At 72.6% G+C, this 16342-nt stretch carries 15 protein-coding genes; 11 read left to right on the plus strand and 4 right to left on the minus strand.

The window, feature by feature from the left end; all coding sequences use genetic code 11:
* Positions 1 to 3: 3 nt before the first annotated feature.
* The gene (locus tag ABD747_RS07000) at positions 4 to 951 is read left to right on the plus strand and encodes an o-succinylbenzoate synthase (protein WP_344802778.1); all 948 of its coding nucleotides are present in this window, start codon (positions 4 to 6) and stop codon (positions 949 to 951) included.
* A complete protein-coding gene (gene menD, locus ABD747_RS07005; RefSeq protein ID WP_344802780.1) occupies positions 948 to 2591 on the plus strand; it encodes a 2-succinyl-5-enolpyruvyl-6-hydroxy-3-cyclohexene-1-carboxylic-acid synthase in 1644 nt (547 codons plus the stop codon). Before ABD747_RS07000 ends, menD begins: the two co-directional genes overlap by 4 nt.
* Here the strand turns inward: menD and ABD747_RS07010 are convergent.
* The 4 genes from ABD747_RS07010 to sigK all read right to left on the minus strand — a co-directional run bounded on the left by ABD747_RS07010 (position 2566) and on the right by sigK (position 6743).
* Positions 2566 to 4401, minus strand: a complete 1836-nt coding sequence (locus tag ABD747_RS07010; RefSeq protein WP_344802782.1) for a TM0106 family RecB-like putative nuclease — start codon at positions 4399 to 4401, stop codon at positions 2566 to 2568. The two genes, menD and ABD747_RS07010, sit on opposite strands and share 26 nt — an antisense overlap.
* Positions 4402 to 4430: 29 nt before the next feature.
* Positions 4431 to 5150, minus strand: a complete 720-nt coding sequence (locus tag ABD747_RS07015) for a demethylmenaquinone methyltransferase (protein WP_344802784.1) — start codon at positions 5148 to 5150, stop codon at positions 4431 to 4433.
* Between the two features lie 61 nt (positions 5151 to 5211).
* A complete protein-coding gene (locus ABD747_RS07020) occupies positions 5212 to 6132 on the minus strand; it encodes an anti-sigma factor (RefSeq protein WP_344802786.1) in 921 nt (306 codons plus the stop codon).
* Positions 6129 to 6743, minus strand: coding sequence for an ECF RNA polymerase sigma factor SigK (sigK, locus tag ABD747_RS07025; protein ID WP_344802788.1), 615 nt, complete (start codon positions 6741 to 6743; stop codon positions 6129 to 6131). The genes ABD747_RS07020 and sigK overlap by 4 nt, the downstream gene beginning before the upstream one ends.
* A 207-nt stretch (positions 6744 to 6950) precedes the next feature.
* On the opposite strand from sigK, the gene ABD747_RS07030 reads away from it, so the two are divergent.
* From ABD747_RS07030 to ABD747_RS07070, 9 genes are all read left to right on the plus strand, one after another.
* Complete coding sequence (locus ABD747_RS07030) at positions 6951 to 7595, plus strand: ABC transporter ATP-binding protein (protein WP_344802790.1); 645 nt, start codon at positions 6951 to 6953, stop codon at positions 7593 to 7595.
* A 157-nt stretch (positions 7596 to 7752) separates the two neighbouring features.
* Entirely contained in the window at positions 7753 to 9387 is a 1635-nt protein-coding gene (locus ABD747_RS07035; protein WP_344802792.1) for a DUF6297 family protein, read from the plus strand.
* Between the two features lie 10 nt (positions 9388 to 9397).
* Positions 9398 to 10675, plus strand: coding sequence for an isochorismate synthase (locus ABD747_RS07040; RefSeq protein ID WP_425562493.1), 1278 nt, complete (start codon positions 9398 to 9400; stop codon positions 10673 to 10675).
* Between the two features lie 16 nt (positions 10676 to 10691).
* Positions 10692 to 11351 carry a molybdenum cofactor guanylyltransferase gene (gene mobA / locus ABD747_RS07045; protein WP_344802796.1) on the plus strand — a complete coding sequence of 220 codons (660 nt, stop codon included), beginning with the start codon at positions 10692 to 10694 and terminating at the stop codon, positions 11349 to 11351.
* A 335-nt stretch (positions 11352 to 11686) separates the two neighbouring features.
* Entirely contained in the window at positions 11687 to 12961 is a 1275-nt protein-coding gene (locus tag ABD747_RS07050) for a geranylgeranyl reductase family protein (protein WP_344802798.1), read from the plus strand.
* A 31-nt stretch (positions 12962 to 12992) separates the two neighbouring features.
* On the plus strand, positions 12993 to 13355 hold the full coding sequence (locus ABD747_RS07055) for an NADH-quinone oxidoreductase subunit A (RefSeq protein WP_344802800.1): 363 nt from the start codon (positions 12993 to 12995) through the stop codon (positions 13353 to 13355).
* Between the two features lie 16 nt (positions 13356 to 13371).
* Positions 13372 to 13926, plus strand: coding sequence for a NuoB/complex I 20 kDa subunit family protein (locus tag ABD747_RS07060; protein WP_344802802.1), 555 nt, complete (start codon positions 13372 to 13374; stop codon positions 13924 to 13926).
* Between the two features lie 179 nt (positions 13927 to 14105).
* Entirely contained in the window at positions 14106 to 14774 is a 669-nt protein-coding gene (locus ABD747_RS07065; RefSeq protein WP_425562498.1) for an NADH-quinone oxidoreductase subunit C, read from the plus strand.
* 141 nt (positions 14775 to 14915) lie between these two features.
* Positions 14916 to 16301, plus strand: coding sequence for an NADH-quinone oxidoreductase subunit D (locus ABD747_RS07070; protein ID WP_344802806.1), 1386 nt, complete (start codon positions 14916 to 14918; stop codon positions 16299 to 16301).
* The last annotated feature ends 41 nt before the right edge of the window (positions 16302 to 16342 follow it).

The raw sequence follows: 16342 nt of genomic DNA on the forward strand, positions 1-16342 counted from the left end.
CCCGTGTGGACGTACGAGATCGGTCTGCGGACCAGGTTCCGCGGGCTGACCCGGCGGCAGGGGATGGTCTGGCGCGGGCCGGCGGGCTGGGCGGAGTGGAGCCCGTTCCTGGACTACGCGGGCGCCGAGATCGTGCCGTGGCTGCGGGCCGCGCGGGAGTCGGCGGACGCCGGCTGGCCGGCGCCGGTGCGCGACAGCGTCCCGGTGAACTGCACGGTCCCGGCGGTCGGGCCGGAGACGGCGGCCGAGATCGTCCGCCGGTCCGGGTGTGGGACCGCCAAGGTCAAGGTGGCCGAGGCCGGGCAGTCGCTCGCCGACGATCTGGACCGTGTTGCGGCGGTCCGTGCCGCGCTCGGACCGGCCGGCCGGGTGCGGGTGGACGCGAACGGAGGCTGGGACGTCGACACCGCGCTCGGCGCGCTGACCAGGCTCGCCCGGCACGGCCTGGAATATGCCGAGCAGCCGTGCGCGAGCGTCGAGGAGCTGGCCGATCTGCGCCGCCGGCTGGCCCGCGGCGGAGTCGACGTGCCGGTCGCCGCGGACGAGTCGATCCGGCGAGCCGAGGACCCGCTGCGGGTGGTTCGGCTGAGCGCGGCCGACATCGCCGTGGTGAAGGTCCAGCCGCTGGGCGGCGTCCGGGCCTGCCTTGAGCTGGCCGAGCGGATCGGGTTGCCGGTGGTGGTCTCCAGCGCCTTGGAGACCTCGATCGGGATCCGGGCCGGGGTGGCGTTGGCGGCCGCGCTGCCGGACCTGCCGTACGCGTGCGGGTTGAACACGGTCGCGCTGCTCGACGACGACCTGGTCGGGGAGCCGCTGATCGCCCGGGACGGCCGGCTGCCGGTCGCCGAGCTGCGGGTCGACGAGGCGGCGCTCAACCGCTGCGCCGCCGATCCGGCGGCGCGCGCGCTCTGGCAGGCTCGGCTCGTGCAGACCGAACGGCTGGCCGGGTGAGCGAGCCTGCGCTCGCCTGTGCGCGGACGATCGTCGGCTCCCTGATCGGCGCCGGCGTCACCGATGCGGTGCTGGCGCCTGGGTCGCGCAGCGCGCCCCTCGCGTACGTCCTCGCGGCGGCCGATGCAGCCGGGCTGCTGCGGCTGCACGTCCGGATCGACGAGCGGACCGCCGGCTTCCTCGCCCTCGGCCTGGCCAAGGCGAGCGGCCGCCCGGTGCCGGTGGTCACCACCTCCGGCACGGCGGCGGCCAACCTGCATCCGGCGGTGCTCGAGGCGGACGCCGCCGGGATCCCGCTGCTGGCGATCACCGCCGACCGTCCCGGTGAGCTGCGGCACTCGGGCGCGAACCAGACCACCGATCAGCTCCGGCTGTTCGGGCCGGCGGTCCGCGGCTTCGCCGCGATCGACGACAAGTGGCGGCCGGGTGCGTGGCGGGCGGAGACGGAGCGGCTGGTCACGCTGGCCCGCGGAACCCGCACCCGCGACCCCGGCCCGGTGCAGCTGAACGTCTCGCTGGCCGATCCGCTGCTCCCGTCCGGTCCGGCCGGGCCGGACGTGGTCCGGCCGAGCCCGATCGCCGGCGCCCTCGGGGCCGAGCCGGTGACCCTGGCGCCCGGCCCGCGGACCGTCGTCGTCGCCGGCGACGCCTCCCCGGCGGCCGGCCGGGCGATCGCCGCCCAGTGCGCCCGGGCCGGGGTTCCGCTGATCGCGGAGCCGTCCAGCAACGCCCGGCGCGGGCCGGTCGCGCTCGCCGCCGGACGGCTGGCGCTGGCCGCGGGGGCGCTCGCTGCCGAGATCGAGCGTGTGGTCGTGGTCGGCCGGCCGACCCTCTCGCGACCGGTGTCCGCGTTGCTGACCAGGACGGACGTCGAGCAGATCGTTGTCGCCGAGCGCGCCGGCTGGCCCGATCCCGGGCGGGTGGCGCCGCGGGTGCTCGACGCGGTCGAGTTGGCGCCCGGCGACCGGAACTGGCTGACGCGCTGGCAGCGGGCCGACCGGCGGCTGGTCGACGACATCGCTGCCCTGCTGGCGGACCACGCCCTCACCGGGCAGGGCCTGACCGGGCCGGGGCTCGCCGCGGCGCTGGTCGGCTCGATCCCACCGGAGACCCCGCTGGTGGTCGGCTCGAGCAACCCGGTCCGCGACCTGGACCTGGCGCCGATCCGCGCCGACCTGGGCGACGTCTATGCCAACCGCGGCCTGGCCGGGATCGACGGAACGATCTCGACGGCGGTCGGGGTCGCGCTCGCCACGGCCACGCCCGCCCACGCGCTGGTCGGCGACCTGACGTTTCTGCACGACCTGAACGGCCTGCTGATCGGGTCGAGCGAGCCGCGCCCGGACCTGCGGATCGTAGTCGCCGACGACGCCGGCGGCAGCATCTTCGCGACGCTGGAGCACGGCCGGCCCGAGCACGCCGCCGACCACGAACGGGTCTTCGCCACGCCGACCGGAGCGGACCTTGCGGCGCTGGTCGCGGCGCTCGGGATCAGCCCGATCACGGTCCGCACCGCGGCCGAGCTGGCCGTCGCGGTCGCCGATCCGCCCAGCGGCATCGAGGTCGTCCGGGCGGTCGTCGACCGGGCCGGACGGCGTGCGCTCGACCGCGCGATCACTGCGCTCGCAGCCAGCCTCTGAGCCGGGCCGTGGCGCGGACGTCGTCCTCGTTGTAGGCGAGCACCCGGCGGCGGGCCGCGTCGCGCCGTCCCGGATCGTCCGCGTGCAGCGCGTCGTCGAACCAGAGCTGGGAGTTGAGGCCGCCGGGTTCGCTGTCGCGCCAGCGGAAGCCGGCCGTCACCGCGATCTGCTTCAGGCCGAGCCCCGCCGCGCCGAAGAAGTTCGCCTGCACGATCTCGAGCAGATCGACGAACTCCGTCCGGGCGTACGTCCTCGCCCACCCCAGCAGCTCGTCGCCGGGCGCCCGCGCGGCCAGCGCGTCGATCATGGCGACCTCGTAGCCGCTGTAGTGATAGACCCGGACGCCGTCGCCGCCCGGCCCGGACGCGGCGGCCCCCTCGACGCGGTCGCGGAGCCAGCGCAGCGCCTCCCGCGCCAGCTCCAGCTCGCCCGCGTCGTCGAGCTCGGCGAACCGGCTGAACGCGACATAGCGCGCCGCGCCCCCGTCGTCGATCTCGAAGCCCCACAGATAGATCCGCCCGCCGGCGGACGTCTCGATGTCGAGGTCGATCTCGAGCGCTGCGGCGGGGACGTGGATCGGACCGGTCGTCTCACGCTCGATCGGCTCGCCGCGGACGAGCATCCGGGCCCGGCGGGCCAGGGTCCGCAGCCGGCTCTCGGCGTCGGGGCGGTGCGCGACCGCCGGCAGGTACGTCGGCAGCAACGTGCTCAGGTCCGCCGACGCCAGCTCGGCGACAGTGCGCACCCGCCGCTCCCGCAGGGCGATCACCTCGGACCGGTCCAGCCGGCCGCGGGCGAGCCGCAGCGACAGATCGTCGGGATCCAGCTCGGAGCGGCAGGCGCTCCACCACGGGCAGCTGCGGCACTCGTCCACGACGACCGGCTCGACCACGGCCCGCGGATCGACAGTGCCGCCCCGGACGGCATCGGCGATCGCCACCCGCCGGGCCAACTCGACGTCGGCGCGCCGCAGTAGCGGCTCGAGGTGCCGGCCGCTGCCGCTCGGCTGGACGCCGGAGTCGTGATCGGCGACCGGAACCACCGGCCGGTCCAGCTCGATCCAGGTGAGGGCCGGCGAGCCGGCGGCGTCGGCCGGCTCGTCGGTGCTGATCACCGCGCCCCACGGTTCGCCGGCGAAACCGGCCGCCGCGAGCAGCCGGTGGTGATGGGCCAGCTGGAGGAAGTCGGCCAGCCGGGACTCCAGCCGCAGCCCACGCTCGACCGGCACCGCGTCGCGGCGGTCGGGCCTGGCCAGGGTGGCAGCCCACGGCCGTTCCGGCACGGCTTCCACCGTCGCGACCGGCTCGGCGCCCTCGGCCGGGTCAGCCAGCCGCAGCCCGCGCAGCACCCGGTGCCAGCGGACCAGCACCGGCCGATAGACCGGGCGGCCGTCGGCTCGTGCAGCTGCAGGGCCGTTGGCTCGTTCTGCTGCGAGACCGCCGGCTCGCTCCGCTGCGGGGCCGCCGGCGAGCAGCAGTGCCTCCGGCGCGCCGGACCGGTGACCGCCCGGGTCGGCGGGCAGCGCCGGACCGATGATCAGCCGGCTCCGGCCGCGCATCGCTGCGAGGGTCGCCGCCTCCCGAGCGGCCGGGTCCTCGACGGGGCGCAGGTCGACGGCGTCCGGGACGAGGGCGGCCCAGCGGGCCAGCACGTCGGCCACGAACGCGGCTCGCTGGTGCTCCCGCTCAGCCTGGCCGACGCGTGCGTCCGCGGCCTCGACCTCCGGGTCGCCGGCGCACTCGTACGCGTGCCGGGTCTTGACCGGACACGCCGCGGCGGCGACCGCGTCCAGCACGATCGGCCGCGCCACGACCCGAGTCCCCGGCCCCATGATCGGTCTCACGCCCTGGCCCGGTGCAGGGCGACGATCCCGCCGGACAGGTTGCGCCACTCCACCCGGCTCCAGCCGGACCGGGCGATCAACTCGGCCAGCTCCACCTGGTCGGGCCAGGCCAGGATCGACTCGGACAGATAGCTGTAGGCGGCCGGGTTGGACGCGACCCGGTTGGCGACCGCGGGCAGCGCGCCGAGGAGATAGTTGCGATAGACGCCGCGGAACGGCTTCCAGGTGGGCGTGGAGAACTCGCAGACCACCAGCGTCCCGCCCGGTCGGGTGACCCGGCAGAGCTCCCGCAGTGCGCCGGCGGTGTCCTCGACGTTGCGCAACCCGAACGAGATCGTCACCGCGTCGAACACGTCGTCGGCGAAGGGCAGCGCCAGCGCGTCGCCGGCCACGAACGACAGCGCCGGCCGGCGCTCGTGACCGACCCGCAGCATGCCGAGCGACAGGTCGGTCGGCACCACCAGCGCACCCGCGGACGCGAACGGCACGCTGGACGTGCCGGTGCCGGCGGCCAGGTCGAGGATCCGCTGCCGCGGCTGCGGGTCCACCGCGGCCACGACTGCCTTGCGCCAGGCCCGGTCCTGGCCCAGCGAGAGGACGTCGTTGGTCCGGTCGTAGCGGTCGGCCACCCCGTCGAACATGCTCGCCACGTCGGCTCGTCGCTTGGCCAAGGTGGCGCGCGTCTGCTCAGGTCGGGTTCGGTCGCTCTCGGGCACATCGGACAGCGTGCCAGGTGCCACCGACGAAAACGGCGCGGTCCCGGCCGCGGCGCCGGGTTCAGGACGTGAGCCCGGCGAGCCCCAGCACGTCGCTCGGCCGGGCGGAGCCGCCCGCCGGCTCGTCGCTGACCGCGACCGCGGCCGCGCCGGCGATGTCGCCGGTCATGAAGACCCTGGTGTCGGGGCCGCCGGCGAACACGACGTCCGGGGTCGCGTTCTTGTCCGGGTCGAGCGTCCACAACTGGTACGTCCGCCCAGCCGCCGCGGGCGGCAGCGACGCACCGACGAACATGGCCTGGTCCAGCGCCCTCGACACCACGAACGTCGCGGGCGAGCCGGCGACCTGCACCGGGTACGTCCGCACGTCCGGCGCGCTCAGCAGCCGGGTGGCCGCCGCCGCGTTCGCCGCGGCGACCTGCTGGTCGCGATGCAGCACGTATGTCCAGCCCCCGAGGGCCAGCGCCACCACCATCGCGGCGGCCACGGCCAGGGTCAACAGCCGGGAGCGACGACGCAACCGCCGCTCGGTGACCTCGTCGGCCGGGGGCGGGCTCTCCGGCCGGGCCCGCCGCGGCTGGGCTCGTCGCGGCTGGGCGGCCGTCGGCCGGGCCTGCTGCGGTGGCGCGGTCGGTGCGGGCGCGGTCGGGGCGGGCGTGGTCTGCACAGGCGTGGACTGCACAGGCGTGGACTGCACAGGCGTGGTCGGTGCGGGCGCGGTCTGGGCCGGCGTGGTCGGGTCGGCCGCGGTCTCCGGCGGCAGCGGACGTACCCGGGCAATGGCGCCCAGCACCGCCGACCGCAGCTCCGGCGGCGGCGCGGTCTCACTCAGCGCGGCCAGCCGGGCCGCGGTCTCGGTGAACTCGGCCAGCTCTCGGCGGCACTGCTCGCAGCCGGCCAGGTGCCGCTCGAACGCGGCCCGCTCGCCCTCGTCCAGGGCGTCCAGCGCATAGCCGCCGATCTCGACGTGGAACTCGCTCACCGTTCCACCCCCAGCGCGTCCCGGAGCCGGATCAGACCGTCCCGGATCCGGGTCTTGACCGTACCGAGCGGCAGGTCGAGCAGGGCTGCCACCTGGCTCTGGCTGTAGCCGCCGAAGTAGGACAGCACGATCGCCTCGCGCTGGATCCCGGTCAGCGTCGTCAGTCCGCGGCGGACCCGTTCCACGTCGAGTCTCTGCTCCACCCCGGTCCAGACGTGGTCCTGCGCGGGGGCGGCCACCTCCAGCGCATAGCGGGCGTCGCGGGCGGTCTCGCTGCTCACCGAGCGGACCCGGTCGATCGCCCGGCGGTGCGCCATGGTGGCCATCCAGGCCAGCACGCTGCCCTTCTCCGGGGAATAGCGGGCGGCCTGCCGCCAGACCTCGACGTACACCTCCTGGGTCACCTCCGCCGCCTGCTCCGGGGAACGCAGGACCCGCAGCACGATGCCGTAGATCCGCGCGCTGGTGCGGTCGTACAAGGTGGCGAAGGCGTCCTCGTGGCCGCGGGCGCTGCGGCGCAGCAGGTCCACCAGCTCACCGGCGGCCGTGGCCGCCCCCGAACCGCCCGGGTCGGAGCCCTGCTCGCCGGGCGGTGGAGGTGGAACGCTCATCATCGGCGAGACTTCCACCTCCAGCGCCCTCCGGCAACGCATCCCCGAGGCCCCGACCCGGCGCGGTGGCCCTCCCAGTGAGCATTTCGACGCCGGGCCCCGATCGGATTGGCCGGCCCGGAGGCGGGACGATGGTCCGGGACCCGGACCATCCCGTTTCCCGCGTCGTGACCGGCAGGTTGGGTGCGGGCAGGCAGAATCGCCCCCATGGCCAAACGTCCGACCGTGCTGAAGGTCCAGGGGCTCAAACGAGCCTTCGGGCCGAACACCATCATCGACAAGTTCAACCTGGAGGTACGTGCGGGTGAGGCCATTGCCCTGACCGGCCGCAACGGTGCCGGCAAGTCCACCCTGCTGCGCTGCCTGGTCGGTGCCGACCGGCCCGACGAGGGCAGCATCGAGGTGCTCGGCACGAAGATGGTGGAGTCCTCACCCGAGATCCGCCGCAACGTGGCCACGGTGATCGACGACCTCGACTTCTTCCCCGATCTGAGCGTGGTCGAGCATCTCGACCTGCTGGCCCGGGCGCACGGCCTGACCGACCCGGATGAGATGGTCGACGAGGTGCTGGAGGAGGTCCAGCTGGTGCCGCAGTCGGGTCAGCTGCCGGGCACGCTGTCCTCCGGTCAGCGCCGCCGCCTCGCGCTCGCCACGGCGTTCGTCCGGCCGCGCAAGTTGCTGATCATGGACGAGCCGGAGCAGCGGCTGGACACCGAAGGCGTGGCCTGGCTGGCCAACCGGCTGAAGCACGAGCGCTCGCAGGGCCTGGCGATCGTCTTCGCCAGCCACGAGCCGAGCCTGGTCGAGGCCGTCGCCACCCGCGTGCTGCAGCTGGGCGGGACCCGCGGATGACCGGGATGCCCGCCCAGCGCCGCCCACACCCGCACGGCCGCCCTCACCCGCACGTCGGATCCCTGGCGATGGTTCGGATCCCCTGCACGGGATCCGAACCATCGCAAAGGATCCGAGTTCGCCGCGTCGCGCCGGTCGCAGCCGAGAGGCCCCGGCGATGACCGCGGTTCCCGCCGACGCGGGCTTCGAGGGCGCCGACGAGTCCCCGGCGCTGCCGCCGGCACCCGCGCGGGAGCTGCGCCGGCTGATGAAGGACTGGCGCACGGGCCGGGCCACCAAGAACCTGCTGGAGGCGTTCCACGACGCCTACATCGTGGTGATCGCCGCGCTGATGATCGGCGCGATGGTGGTCAACGTCATCCTCAAGGCGCAGACGGTGGTCGCCTCCTGCAACAGCACCTCCTGCCTGTCGGCGCGGGCCATCTTGCCGTGGGCGGCATTCGCGCTGGCGGTCGCCGCCGCGCTCGCGGCCAGCCGACTGTTCGGGCCGGTGCTGGCCTCCGCCGCCGAGGGCTCCTGGCTGCTGGACACACCCGTTTCCCGGCCTGCGCTGCTCGGCCGGCGGTTGGTCAGCGCGATCGTCGTCGGCGCGCTCGGCGGTGCGGTGATCGGTGCGCTGGTGTCGGCACTGACCGGCTCCGCGTTGCAGGCGGTGCTGATCATCACCACGGCCACCGCGCTGTCGACCGCGGCCGCCGTGGCGTTCGCCGGCGCCCAGCAGGGCAAGGACCGGCGCCGGCTGACCCGCTTCACGACGTACGTCTTCACCCTGCTCGGCATCGCCGCACTGATGGTGGTGATCGGGGTGGCGGCCGACTGGTTCGGCTCGCCGTTGAGCACCGACCTGGCGCGTGAGGTCGGTGTCGTGGTCGGGGCCGTGGCCGCGGTCGGGCTGGTCGCCGGCGCGATCCTGGCCCGGGTACGGATCAGCCGGATCCAGCGCGCCCGGCTGGTCAGCGGCGGGTCGCTGATCCGCGGCGTCTCCGGCGCGTTCTTCGCCCTCGACATCGGGCTCGCCCGCGACATCCTGGTCGCCCGCCGGGCGATGGAGATCGGACACGTCAAGCCGGTCGCCGGCCGGGGCTCCGGGCTGAGCGCGCTGATCTGGCGCGAGCTGCAACGGGTCCGGCGATTCCCGCAACCGCTGATCGTCGTCGCCGGAACGGTGATCGTGCCGTACGCCGCCGACGCGCTCGGGATGGGCGTGCTCGGTCCCGTCTTCGGCGCCCTCGCCCTGTTCGGCGCGCTGATCTCGATGCTCGGCGGGTTGCGGGTGCTGACCCGGTCGGGCGGGATGGCGCGCTCGCTGCCGTTCTCGCTGTCCCAGCTGAAGCTCGCCTCGATCGCGGTACCGGCTGGGGTCGCGGTGCTCTGGGCCATCGCGGTGACGGCGGCGTTTCGCGGGTTCGGCTCCGGTGTGACGCAGAAGCCGATCACGGAGGCGAGCGCGATGGCGCTCGCCACCGCCGCCGCGGGCCTGCTCGGCGCGGTCCGCTGGACCCAGGCCAAGGGCATCGACTTCGGTGCGCCGATGGTCTCCACCCAGGCCGGCGCGATCCCGCCCGGGATGATGACCAACCTGTTCCGCGGCTTCGACGTCGTGCTGCTGGTGACGTTCCCGATGCTGCTCGGCGGCTCGCCGCTGTGGTCCTTCGCCATCGCCGCGATCGCCGCCTTCGTGTTGCTCAACTCGATGGACGCCGAGTCGCTGCGAGCCAGGCAGGCCGAGCAGCAGAAGCTGCTGGACCAGCAGAAGAAGGAGCGCGAGGCGCTGCGGCAGAAGAAGCGCTGAGCCGACGACGATGCATCATCTGGCTACGCTGTCCGGCGTGACCTGGCCCGACACCCCGCCGCGGCTGTACGCCCGGACGGTCGAGATCGACGATCCCGGCCGGCTGCTCGACTGGTTGCCCGAGCGCGACGCGTTCGCCTGGATCCGCGACGGCGACGGCATGGTCGGCTGGGGCGAGGTGGTCACCCACAAGCCGACCACGGTGCTCGACGCCGACCAGTGGTGGTCGGACCTGGTCGGCCAGGTGGTCGCCGTGAGCGAGCTGGGCGACGCGCCGGCCGGTGCCGGTTTCATGGCGTTCGGCAGCTTCGTCTTCGACCCCGACAACACCCATGTGCGCTCGGTGCTGACCGTGCCCGAGACGATCGTCGGGCGCCGCCGGGGACGGTGCTGGATGACCCGGATCGGGCCCGAGTTCCGGCACGACGACGTACGTCCCGCGCCGGCGCCGGCCCGCCCGCCGCGTTCGGTGTCCTATGCCGACGGCGGCCTGACCGGCCCGCAGTGGGAGGCCGCGGTCGCCCAGGCAGTGCGCAGGATCGGGGCCGGCGAGGTCGACAAGGTCGTATTGGCCCGCGACCTGCTCGCCCGGGCCGCGGAACCGATCGACCCGCGTTGGCTGGTCGGCCGGCTGGCCGCGGAGTATTCGCGCTGCTGGACCTACCGGGTCGACGGCCTGGTCGGCGCCACCCCGGAGATGCTGGTCCGGCAGGAGAACGGGCTGGCCACCTCCCGGGTGCTCGCCGGCACCATCCGCCGCTCCGGCGACAGCCAGCGTGACCTCGCGCTGGCCTCCGCGCTGGCCCGGTCGAGCAAGGACCTGGAGGAGCACGAGTACGCGGTGGCGTCGGTGGCCCGGGCGCTGGCGCCGTTCTGCTCCGGGATGCACGTCCCCGACGCGCCGTACGTCCTCGAGCTGCCCAACGTGCTCCACCTCGCGACCGACGTGACCGCGGTCGCTGACCAGGGCACCTCGGCGCTCCGGCTCGCCGCCGCGCTGCACCCGAGCGCGGCGGTCTGCGGAACGCCGACCGCGCCGGCTCGGGCGATGATCGCCGAGCTGGAGAAGATGGACCGGGAGCGCTACGCCGGTCCGGTCGGCTGGATCGACGCCCGCGGCGACGGCGAGTGGGGGATCGCGCTGCGCTGCGGTCAGCTGGACGAGACGGATTCCCGCCAGATCCGGCTCTTCGCCGGCTGCGGCATCGTGGCCGGCTCCGACCCGGAGGCCGAGCTGGCCGAGGCGGCCGCCAAGCTGGTGCCGATGCGCGATGCCCTCGGCGGCTGACGACCGCGTGCAGACCATGTGCCCTGAGCCTGGCGAAGGGCGCGCGCCGGAGCCGGGCACGGTCTGGGCGGTGGTGCTGGCCGGGGGCGCGTCTCGCCGGTTCGGCTCGGACAAGCTGGCGGCGAGCCTGGGGCCCCGGCGGCTGCTGGAATTGGCGGTGTCCGGGCTGCCCGCCGGCTCCCGGCTGATCGTGGTCGGCCCGGCGCGCACAGCCCTCGACCTCGGGTCCGCCGAGCCGATCCGCTACGTCCGCGAGGACCCGCCCGGCGGCGGGCCGGCGGCCGGCATGATCGCCGGACTGATCGCCGTGGACGCCGGGGCCGCGGCCGATGACGTCGTGCTCGTCCTTCCCGGCGACGCCCCCCGCGGCGGCCGAGCGGCCACGGAGCTGCTGGCGGTGCTGCTCGACGACCCGGCGGCGGACGCCGTCGTCGGAGTCGACGCGTCCGGTCGGGAGCAGCCCCTGCAGCTCGCCCTGCGCCGGGCGGGAGTCCGGCGACTGATGGACGCGGCCGGTCCCGATCGCGGGCAGGACGCCTCGGCCCGCGCGCTGGTGGCCGCTCTGGTCGATCGCCGGCGGGTCGGTCTCGCCGCCGAGCTGACCGCCGACGTGGACACCCCGACCGACCTGGCCGACTGGGCTCAGTCGGGCAGCGGGTCCGGTCCCCAGCGGTGATGGGGGTGCACTCGACCCGTTGACGCGAATCTGCCGCTCGAACGCCCAAGAGCCCCATTTCGCGCCCAGATCGGTGGTCGAGCGGCAGAAACGCGTCAACCGGGCCGCGGACCGCCCGGGCGGGCCGGGGTCCATCGAAATACGCAAGCCCAATGGTGCGTAATTTCCCTTGCAGGATTGGGAAGTCGGCGCCGAATCGGCCCCGGTGCCCTGCTCCCCGAGTGCTTGGTGAAGTCGTAGACTCTCCAGTCGAGGTAGTTCGTGAAGTTTTTCACTAAGTCCGTTTCGAGACGTAGCGGTGGGTTTCCACCCGGGTAGCAGGAGAGGCGAAGGCGATGTCCGATCAGTCGGCGGCGGTCGAGGCCGACGTGATCGTGGTAGGCGCCGGACCCGCCGGATCGGCGACGGCGACCTACCTGGCCCGCAGCGGCCTGGACGTCGCGCTGCTGGAGAAGTCCCAGTTCCCGCGGGAGAAGGTGTGCGGCGACGGGCTGACCCCGCGCGCCACCCGGCAGCTGATCAAGCTCGGCATCGACACCAGCACCCAGGCCGGCTGGTTGCACAACAGAGGTCTGCGGATCTACGGCGGCAAGCAGCAGCCGTTCCATCTCGACTGGCCCGAGCTGGCCGACTTCCCGTCCTACGGCCTGGTCCGGCCGCGGGCCGACTTCGATGACCTGCTGGCCCGCAACGCGGTGGCCTCGGGCGCCAAGCTCTACGAGCTGGCGAACGTGACCGCTCCGATCCTGGACGACCGCAGCGACCGGATCGTCGGGGTGACGACGAAGGACGGCCGGATCTTCCGCGCGCCGATGGTGGTGGCCGCGGACGGCAACTCCTCCCGGCTGAGCCTGGCGATGGGGCTGTCCACCCGCGACGACCGGCCGATGGGAGTCGCGGTCCGCACCTACTACACCAGCCCGCGGACCGACGACGACTACCTCGAGTCCTGGCTGGAGCTGTGGGACGGCGAACCGGGACAGAGCAACCTGCTGCCGGGCTACGGCTGGATCTTCGGCATGGGCGACGGTACGTCCAACGTCGGCCTCGGCATCCTCAACACCAGCTCGGCGTTCGGCAAGACCGACTACCGCGACCTGCTCCGGCGCTGGCTCGCGAACACCCCGGAGGAGTGGGGCTTCCGCGACGCGAACATGACGATGCCGATCCGCGGCGCCGCGCTGCCGATGGGCTTCAACCGGCAGCCGCACTACACCCGCGGGCTCGTGCTGGTCGGTGACGCCGGCGGGATGGTGAACCCGTTCAACGGCGAGGGGATCGCGTACGCGATGGAGTCCGCCGACGTCGCCGCGGAGGCGATCGCCGAGGCGCACTATCGCGGGGCCGGGACCGCCGGCGCCGAACGCGCCCTGCGCGCGTACCCGGTGCGGATGAAGCAGTCGCTGGGCGGTTACTACACGCTGGGCCGGATCTTCGTGAAGCTGATCGCCCGGCCGGAGATCATGCGGATCTGCACGACGTACGGCCTCCCGCGCCGCTCGCTGATGCGGTTCACGCTGAAGCTGCTCGCGAACCTGCACGACAGCACCGACGGCGACGCGTCGGACAAGGTGATCAACACGCTGAGCCGGATCGCGCCCGCCGCATGAACAGGATCGAGACGCAGAACAGGAGCACGGCATGACGAGTCTGTACCTCGGCATCGTGATCATGCTGGCGATCGCCGCCGCGTTCGTCGGGCTGACCATCCTGACCACGATGATCGTCGGTCCCGGCCGCTACAACCGGGCGAAGTACGACAGCTACGAGTGCGGCATCGAGCCCACCCCGCAGCCGATCGGCGGTGGCCGCTTCCCGGTGAAGTACTACATCACCGCAATGCTGTTCATCGTGTTCGACATCGAGATCGTCTTCTTGTACCCGTGGGCGGTGACGTTCGACCAGCTCGGACTGTTCGCCCTGGTGGAGATGGTCTTGTTCATCGTCACCGTCTTCCTGGCCTACGTCTACGTGCTGCGGCGCGGCGGGCTGGACTGGGACTGAGAGGAGGAGACACGTCATGGGAGTCGAGGAGCAACTGCCGAGCGGGGTCTTGCTGACCACGATCGAGAACCTGTTCGGCTATATGCGGTCGGCGTCGTTCTGGCCGGCCACGTTCGGCCTGGCCTGCTGCGCGATCGAGATGATGACCTACGGCGCGCCGCGTTATGACTCCGGGCGCTGGGGTCAGGAGGTGTTCCGGGCCTCGCCGCGGCAGGCCGACCTGATGATCGTCGCCGGCCGGGTGAGCCAGAAGATGGCGCCGGTGCTGCGCCAGATCTACGACCAGATGCCGAACCCGAAGTGGGTGCTCTCGATGGGCGTGTGCGCCAGCACGGGCGGCATGTTCAACAACTACGCGATCGTCCAGGGCGTGGACCACGTGGTCCCGGTGGACATGTACCTGCCGGGCTGCCCGCCGCGGCCGGAGATGCTGATCGACGCGATGTTCAAGCTGCGCGACAAGGTGCGCCACCTGCCCGTCGGCCAGAACCTGATCGACGCGAATACCGAGGCCGAGCAGCGCCAGTTGGTCGCGACCCCGGTGCACGAGATGAAGGGCCTGCTCCGGTGAGCGACACCCCGAAGGATCCGCTCGGTCCGCAGACCGAGTCGGACGCGAAGGCGCCGATCACCGGCGCCGTGCCGGGCGGTGAGTCGCAGCCGGACGCGGAGACGAAGGTTGGCTCCCAGACCGGTGCCGCTCCGGACGTCGCGACCACCGACACCGAGGCCGAGCAGGCCGGTGCCGAGGTGGCCGCCGGTACGCCGACCGAGGAGATCATCGAGAAGCGCACCGGCATGTTCGGGGTGCACGGCAGCGGCGACACCTCCGGCTACGGCGGGCTGTCCCGGACGATCGACTTCCCGTCGTCGAGCCAGCCCCCGTACGGCGGTTGGTGGGACCAGGTCGACGACCGGATCAACTCGCTCGTGCCGAACTACTCCGACGTGATCGAGAAGGTCGTGGTCTATCGGGGCGAGATCACCTTCCACGTCGCCCGGGCCCAGTTGCCGACCCTGGTGCGGCACCTGCGCGACGATGCCCACCTACGGTTCGAATTCTGCAGCAGCGTGTCCGGGGTGCACTACCCGCAGGACAAGGGCCGCGAGCTGCACGCCGTCTATCACCTGCAGTCGATGACGTACAACCGGCGGATCCGGCTGGAGGTCTCCGTGCCGGACTCCGATCCGCACATCCCGTCCGTGGTCGCGACCTACCCGACCGCGGACTGGCACGAGCGCGAGACCTACGACATGTTCGGGATCGTCTTCGACGGCCATCCCGCTCTGACCCGCATCCTGATGCCGGACGACTGGCCCGGCCACCCGCAGCGCAAGGACTACCCGCTCGGCGGCATCAACGTGGAATACAAGGGCGCGGTCATCCCGCCGCCCGATCAGCGAAGGAGCTATTCATGATGGTCGCGCTCCGCGCTCCGCGACGCCCATCGGCTTCGCTGAATCTCGCTCGTTCGTCACGATTCCGAACGACACAGCTTCGGCGCTGCTCGATTTTGCGCGTCGTTCGGAATCGATCCTCACTCCCGAGAGGCTCCGCCGATGAGCAATGACACGGCTGACGCGCCGACTACCGACCCGTTCGATCCGACGCAGATCGGGCCGGATCCGTACGGAAGCGACGATGCCGCGGAGGGCCGGGTCTACACCGTCACCGGGCAGGACTGGGACTCCCTCGTCGCCGACCAGGCCGAGCGCGGCGACGAGCGGATCGTGGTCAACATGGGGCCGCAGCACCCGTCCACGCACGGTGTGCTCCGGCTGATCTTGGAGATGGAGGGTGAGTCGGTCACCGAGGCCCGCTGCGGCATCGGCTACCTGCACACCGGCATCGAGAAGAACATGGAGTTCCGCACCTGGACGCAGGGCGTGACGTTCTGCACCCGGATGGACTACCTGTCACCGCTGTCGCAGGAGACGACGTACTGCCTCGGGGTGGAGCGGCTGCTGGACATCGAGGAACAGATCCCGGAGAAGGCGAACGTCATCCGGGTGCTGATGCTGGAACTGAACCGGATCTCCTCCCACCTGGTCTGCATCGCCACCGGCGGGATGGAGATCGGCGCGCTGACCGTGATGACGATCGGCTTCCGCGAGCGCGAGATGGTGCTGGACGTGTTCGAGCTGATCACCGGGCTGCGGATGAACCACGCCTACATCCGGCCCGGTGGCGTCGCCCAGGACATCCCCGGCAACGCGCTGGACAAGGTCAAAGAACTCGTGGTCTGGATGAAGAAGCACCTGCCGGAGTACGCGGACTTCTGCAACGCCAACCCGATCTTCAAGGGCCGGCTCTGCGACGTCGGCAAGCTCGACCTGGCGGGCTGCCTCGCGCTGGGCATCACCGGTCCGACCCTGCGCTCGACCGGCTACGACTGGGACCTGCGCAAGAAGCAGCCCTACTGCGGCTACGAGACCTACGACTTCGAGGTGCAGACCTGGGACACCGCCGACGCGTACGGCCGGTTCCGGGTCCGGCTGAACGAGATGTGGGAGAGCGTCAAGATCGTCGAGCAGTGCGTCGCGCGGCTGGAGAAGATGGCGGGCATGCCGATCATGATCGGCGACAAGAAGATCGCCTGGCCGGCGCAGCTGTCCATCGGCAGCGACGGGATGGGCAACTCCAACGAGCACATCAAGCACATCATGGGCGAGTCGATGGAGGCACTGATCCATCACTTCAAGCTGGTCACCGAGGGCTTCCGGGTGCCGCCCGGGCAGGCGTACGTCCCGATCGAGAGCCCGCGCGGCGAGATCGGCGCGCACGTGGTCTCCGACGGCGGGACCCGGCCGTTCCGGGCGCACTTCCGCGATCCGAGCTTCGTGAACCTGCAGGCGATGCCGGCGATGTGCGAGGGCGCGATGGTGTCGGACGTGGTGGTCGCGGTCGCCTCGCTCGACCCGGTGATGGGCGGTGTCGACCGTTGATCGCCTGTTTGCGGGAACTTCCTGTCGTCGGGTCCGCGCGG

This window comes from Microlunatus ginsengisoli (assembly GCF_039537205.1).
Lineage (GTDB): Bacteria > Actinomycetota > Actinomycetes > Propionibacteriales > Propionibacteriaceae > Microlunatus > Microlunatus ginsengisoli.

Coding starts and splice junctions, on each gene's coding strand:
- sigK (WP_344802788.1), bottom strand. CDS start 6,743: ATGAGCGTTCCACCTCCACCGCCCGGCGAGCAGGGCTCCGACCCGGGC.
- ABD747_RS07030 (WP_344802790.1), top strand. CDS start 6,951: ATGGCCAAACGTCCGACCGTGCTGAAGGTCCAGGGGCTCAAACGAGCC.
- ABD747_RS07035 (WP_344802792.1), top strand. CDS start 7,753: ATGACCGCGGTTCCCGCCGACGCGGGCTTCGAGGGCGCCGACGAGTCC.
- ABD747_RS07040 (WP_425562493.1), top strand. CDS start 9,398: ATGCATCATCTGGCTACGCTGTCCGGCGTGACCTGGCCCGACACCCCG.
- mobA (WP_344802796.1), top strand. CDS start 10,692: ATGTGCCCTGAGCCTGGCGAAGGGCGCGCGCCGGAGCCGGGCACGGTC.
- ABD747_RS07050 (WP_344802798.1), top strand. CDS start 11,687: ATGTCCGATCAGTCGGCGGCGGTCGAGGCCGACGTGATCGTGGTAGGC.
- ABD747_RS07055 (WP_344802800.1), top strand. CDS start 12,993: ATGACGAGTCTGTACCTCGGCATCGTGATCATGCTGGCGATCGCCGCC.
- ABD747_RS07060 (WP_344802802.1), top strand. CDS start 13,372: ATGGGAGTCGAGGAGCAACTGCCGAGCGGGGTCTTGCTGACCACGATC.
- ABD747_RS07070 (WP_344802806.1), top strand. CDS start 14,916: ATGAGCAATGACACGGCTGACGCGCCGACTACCGACCCGTTCGATCCG.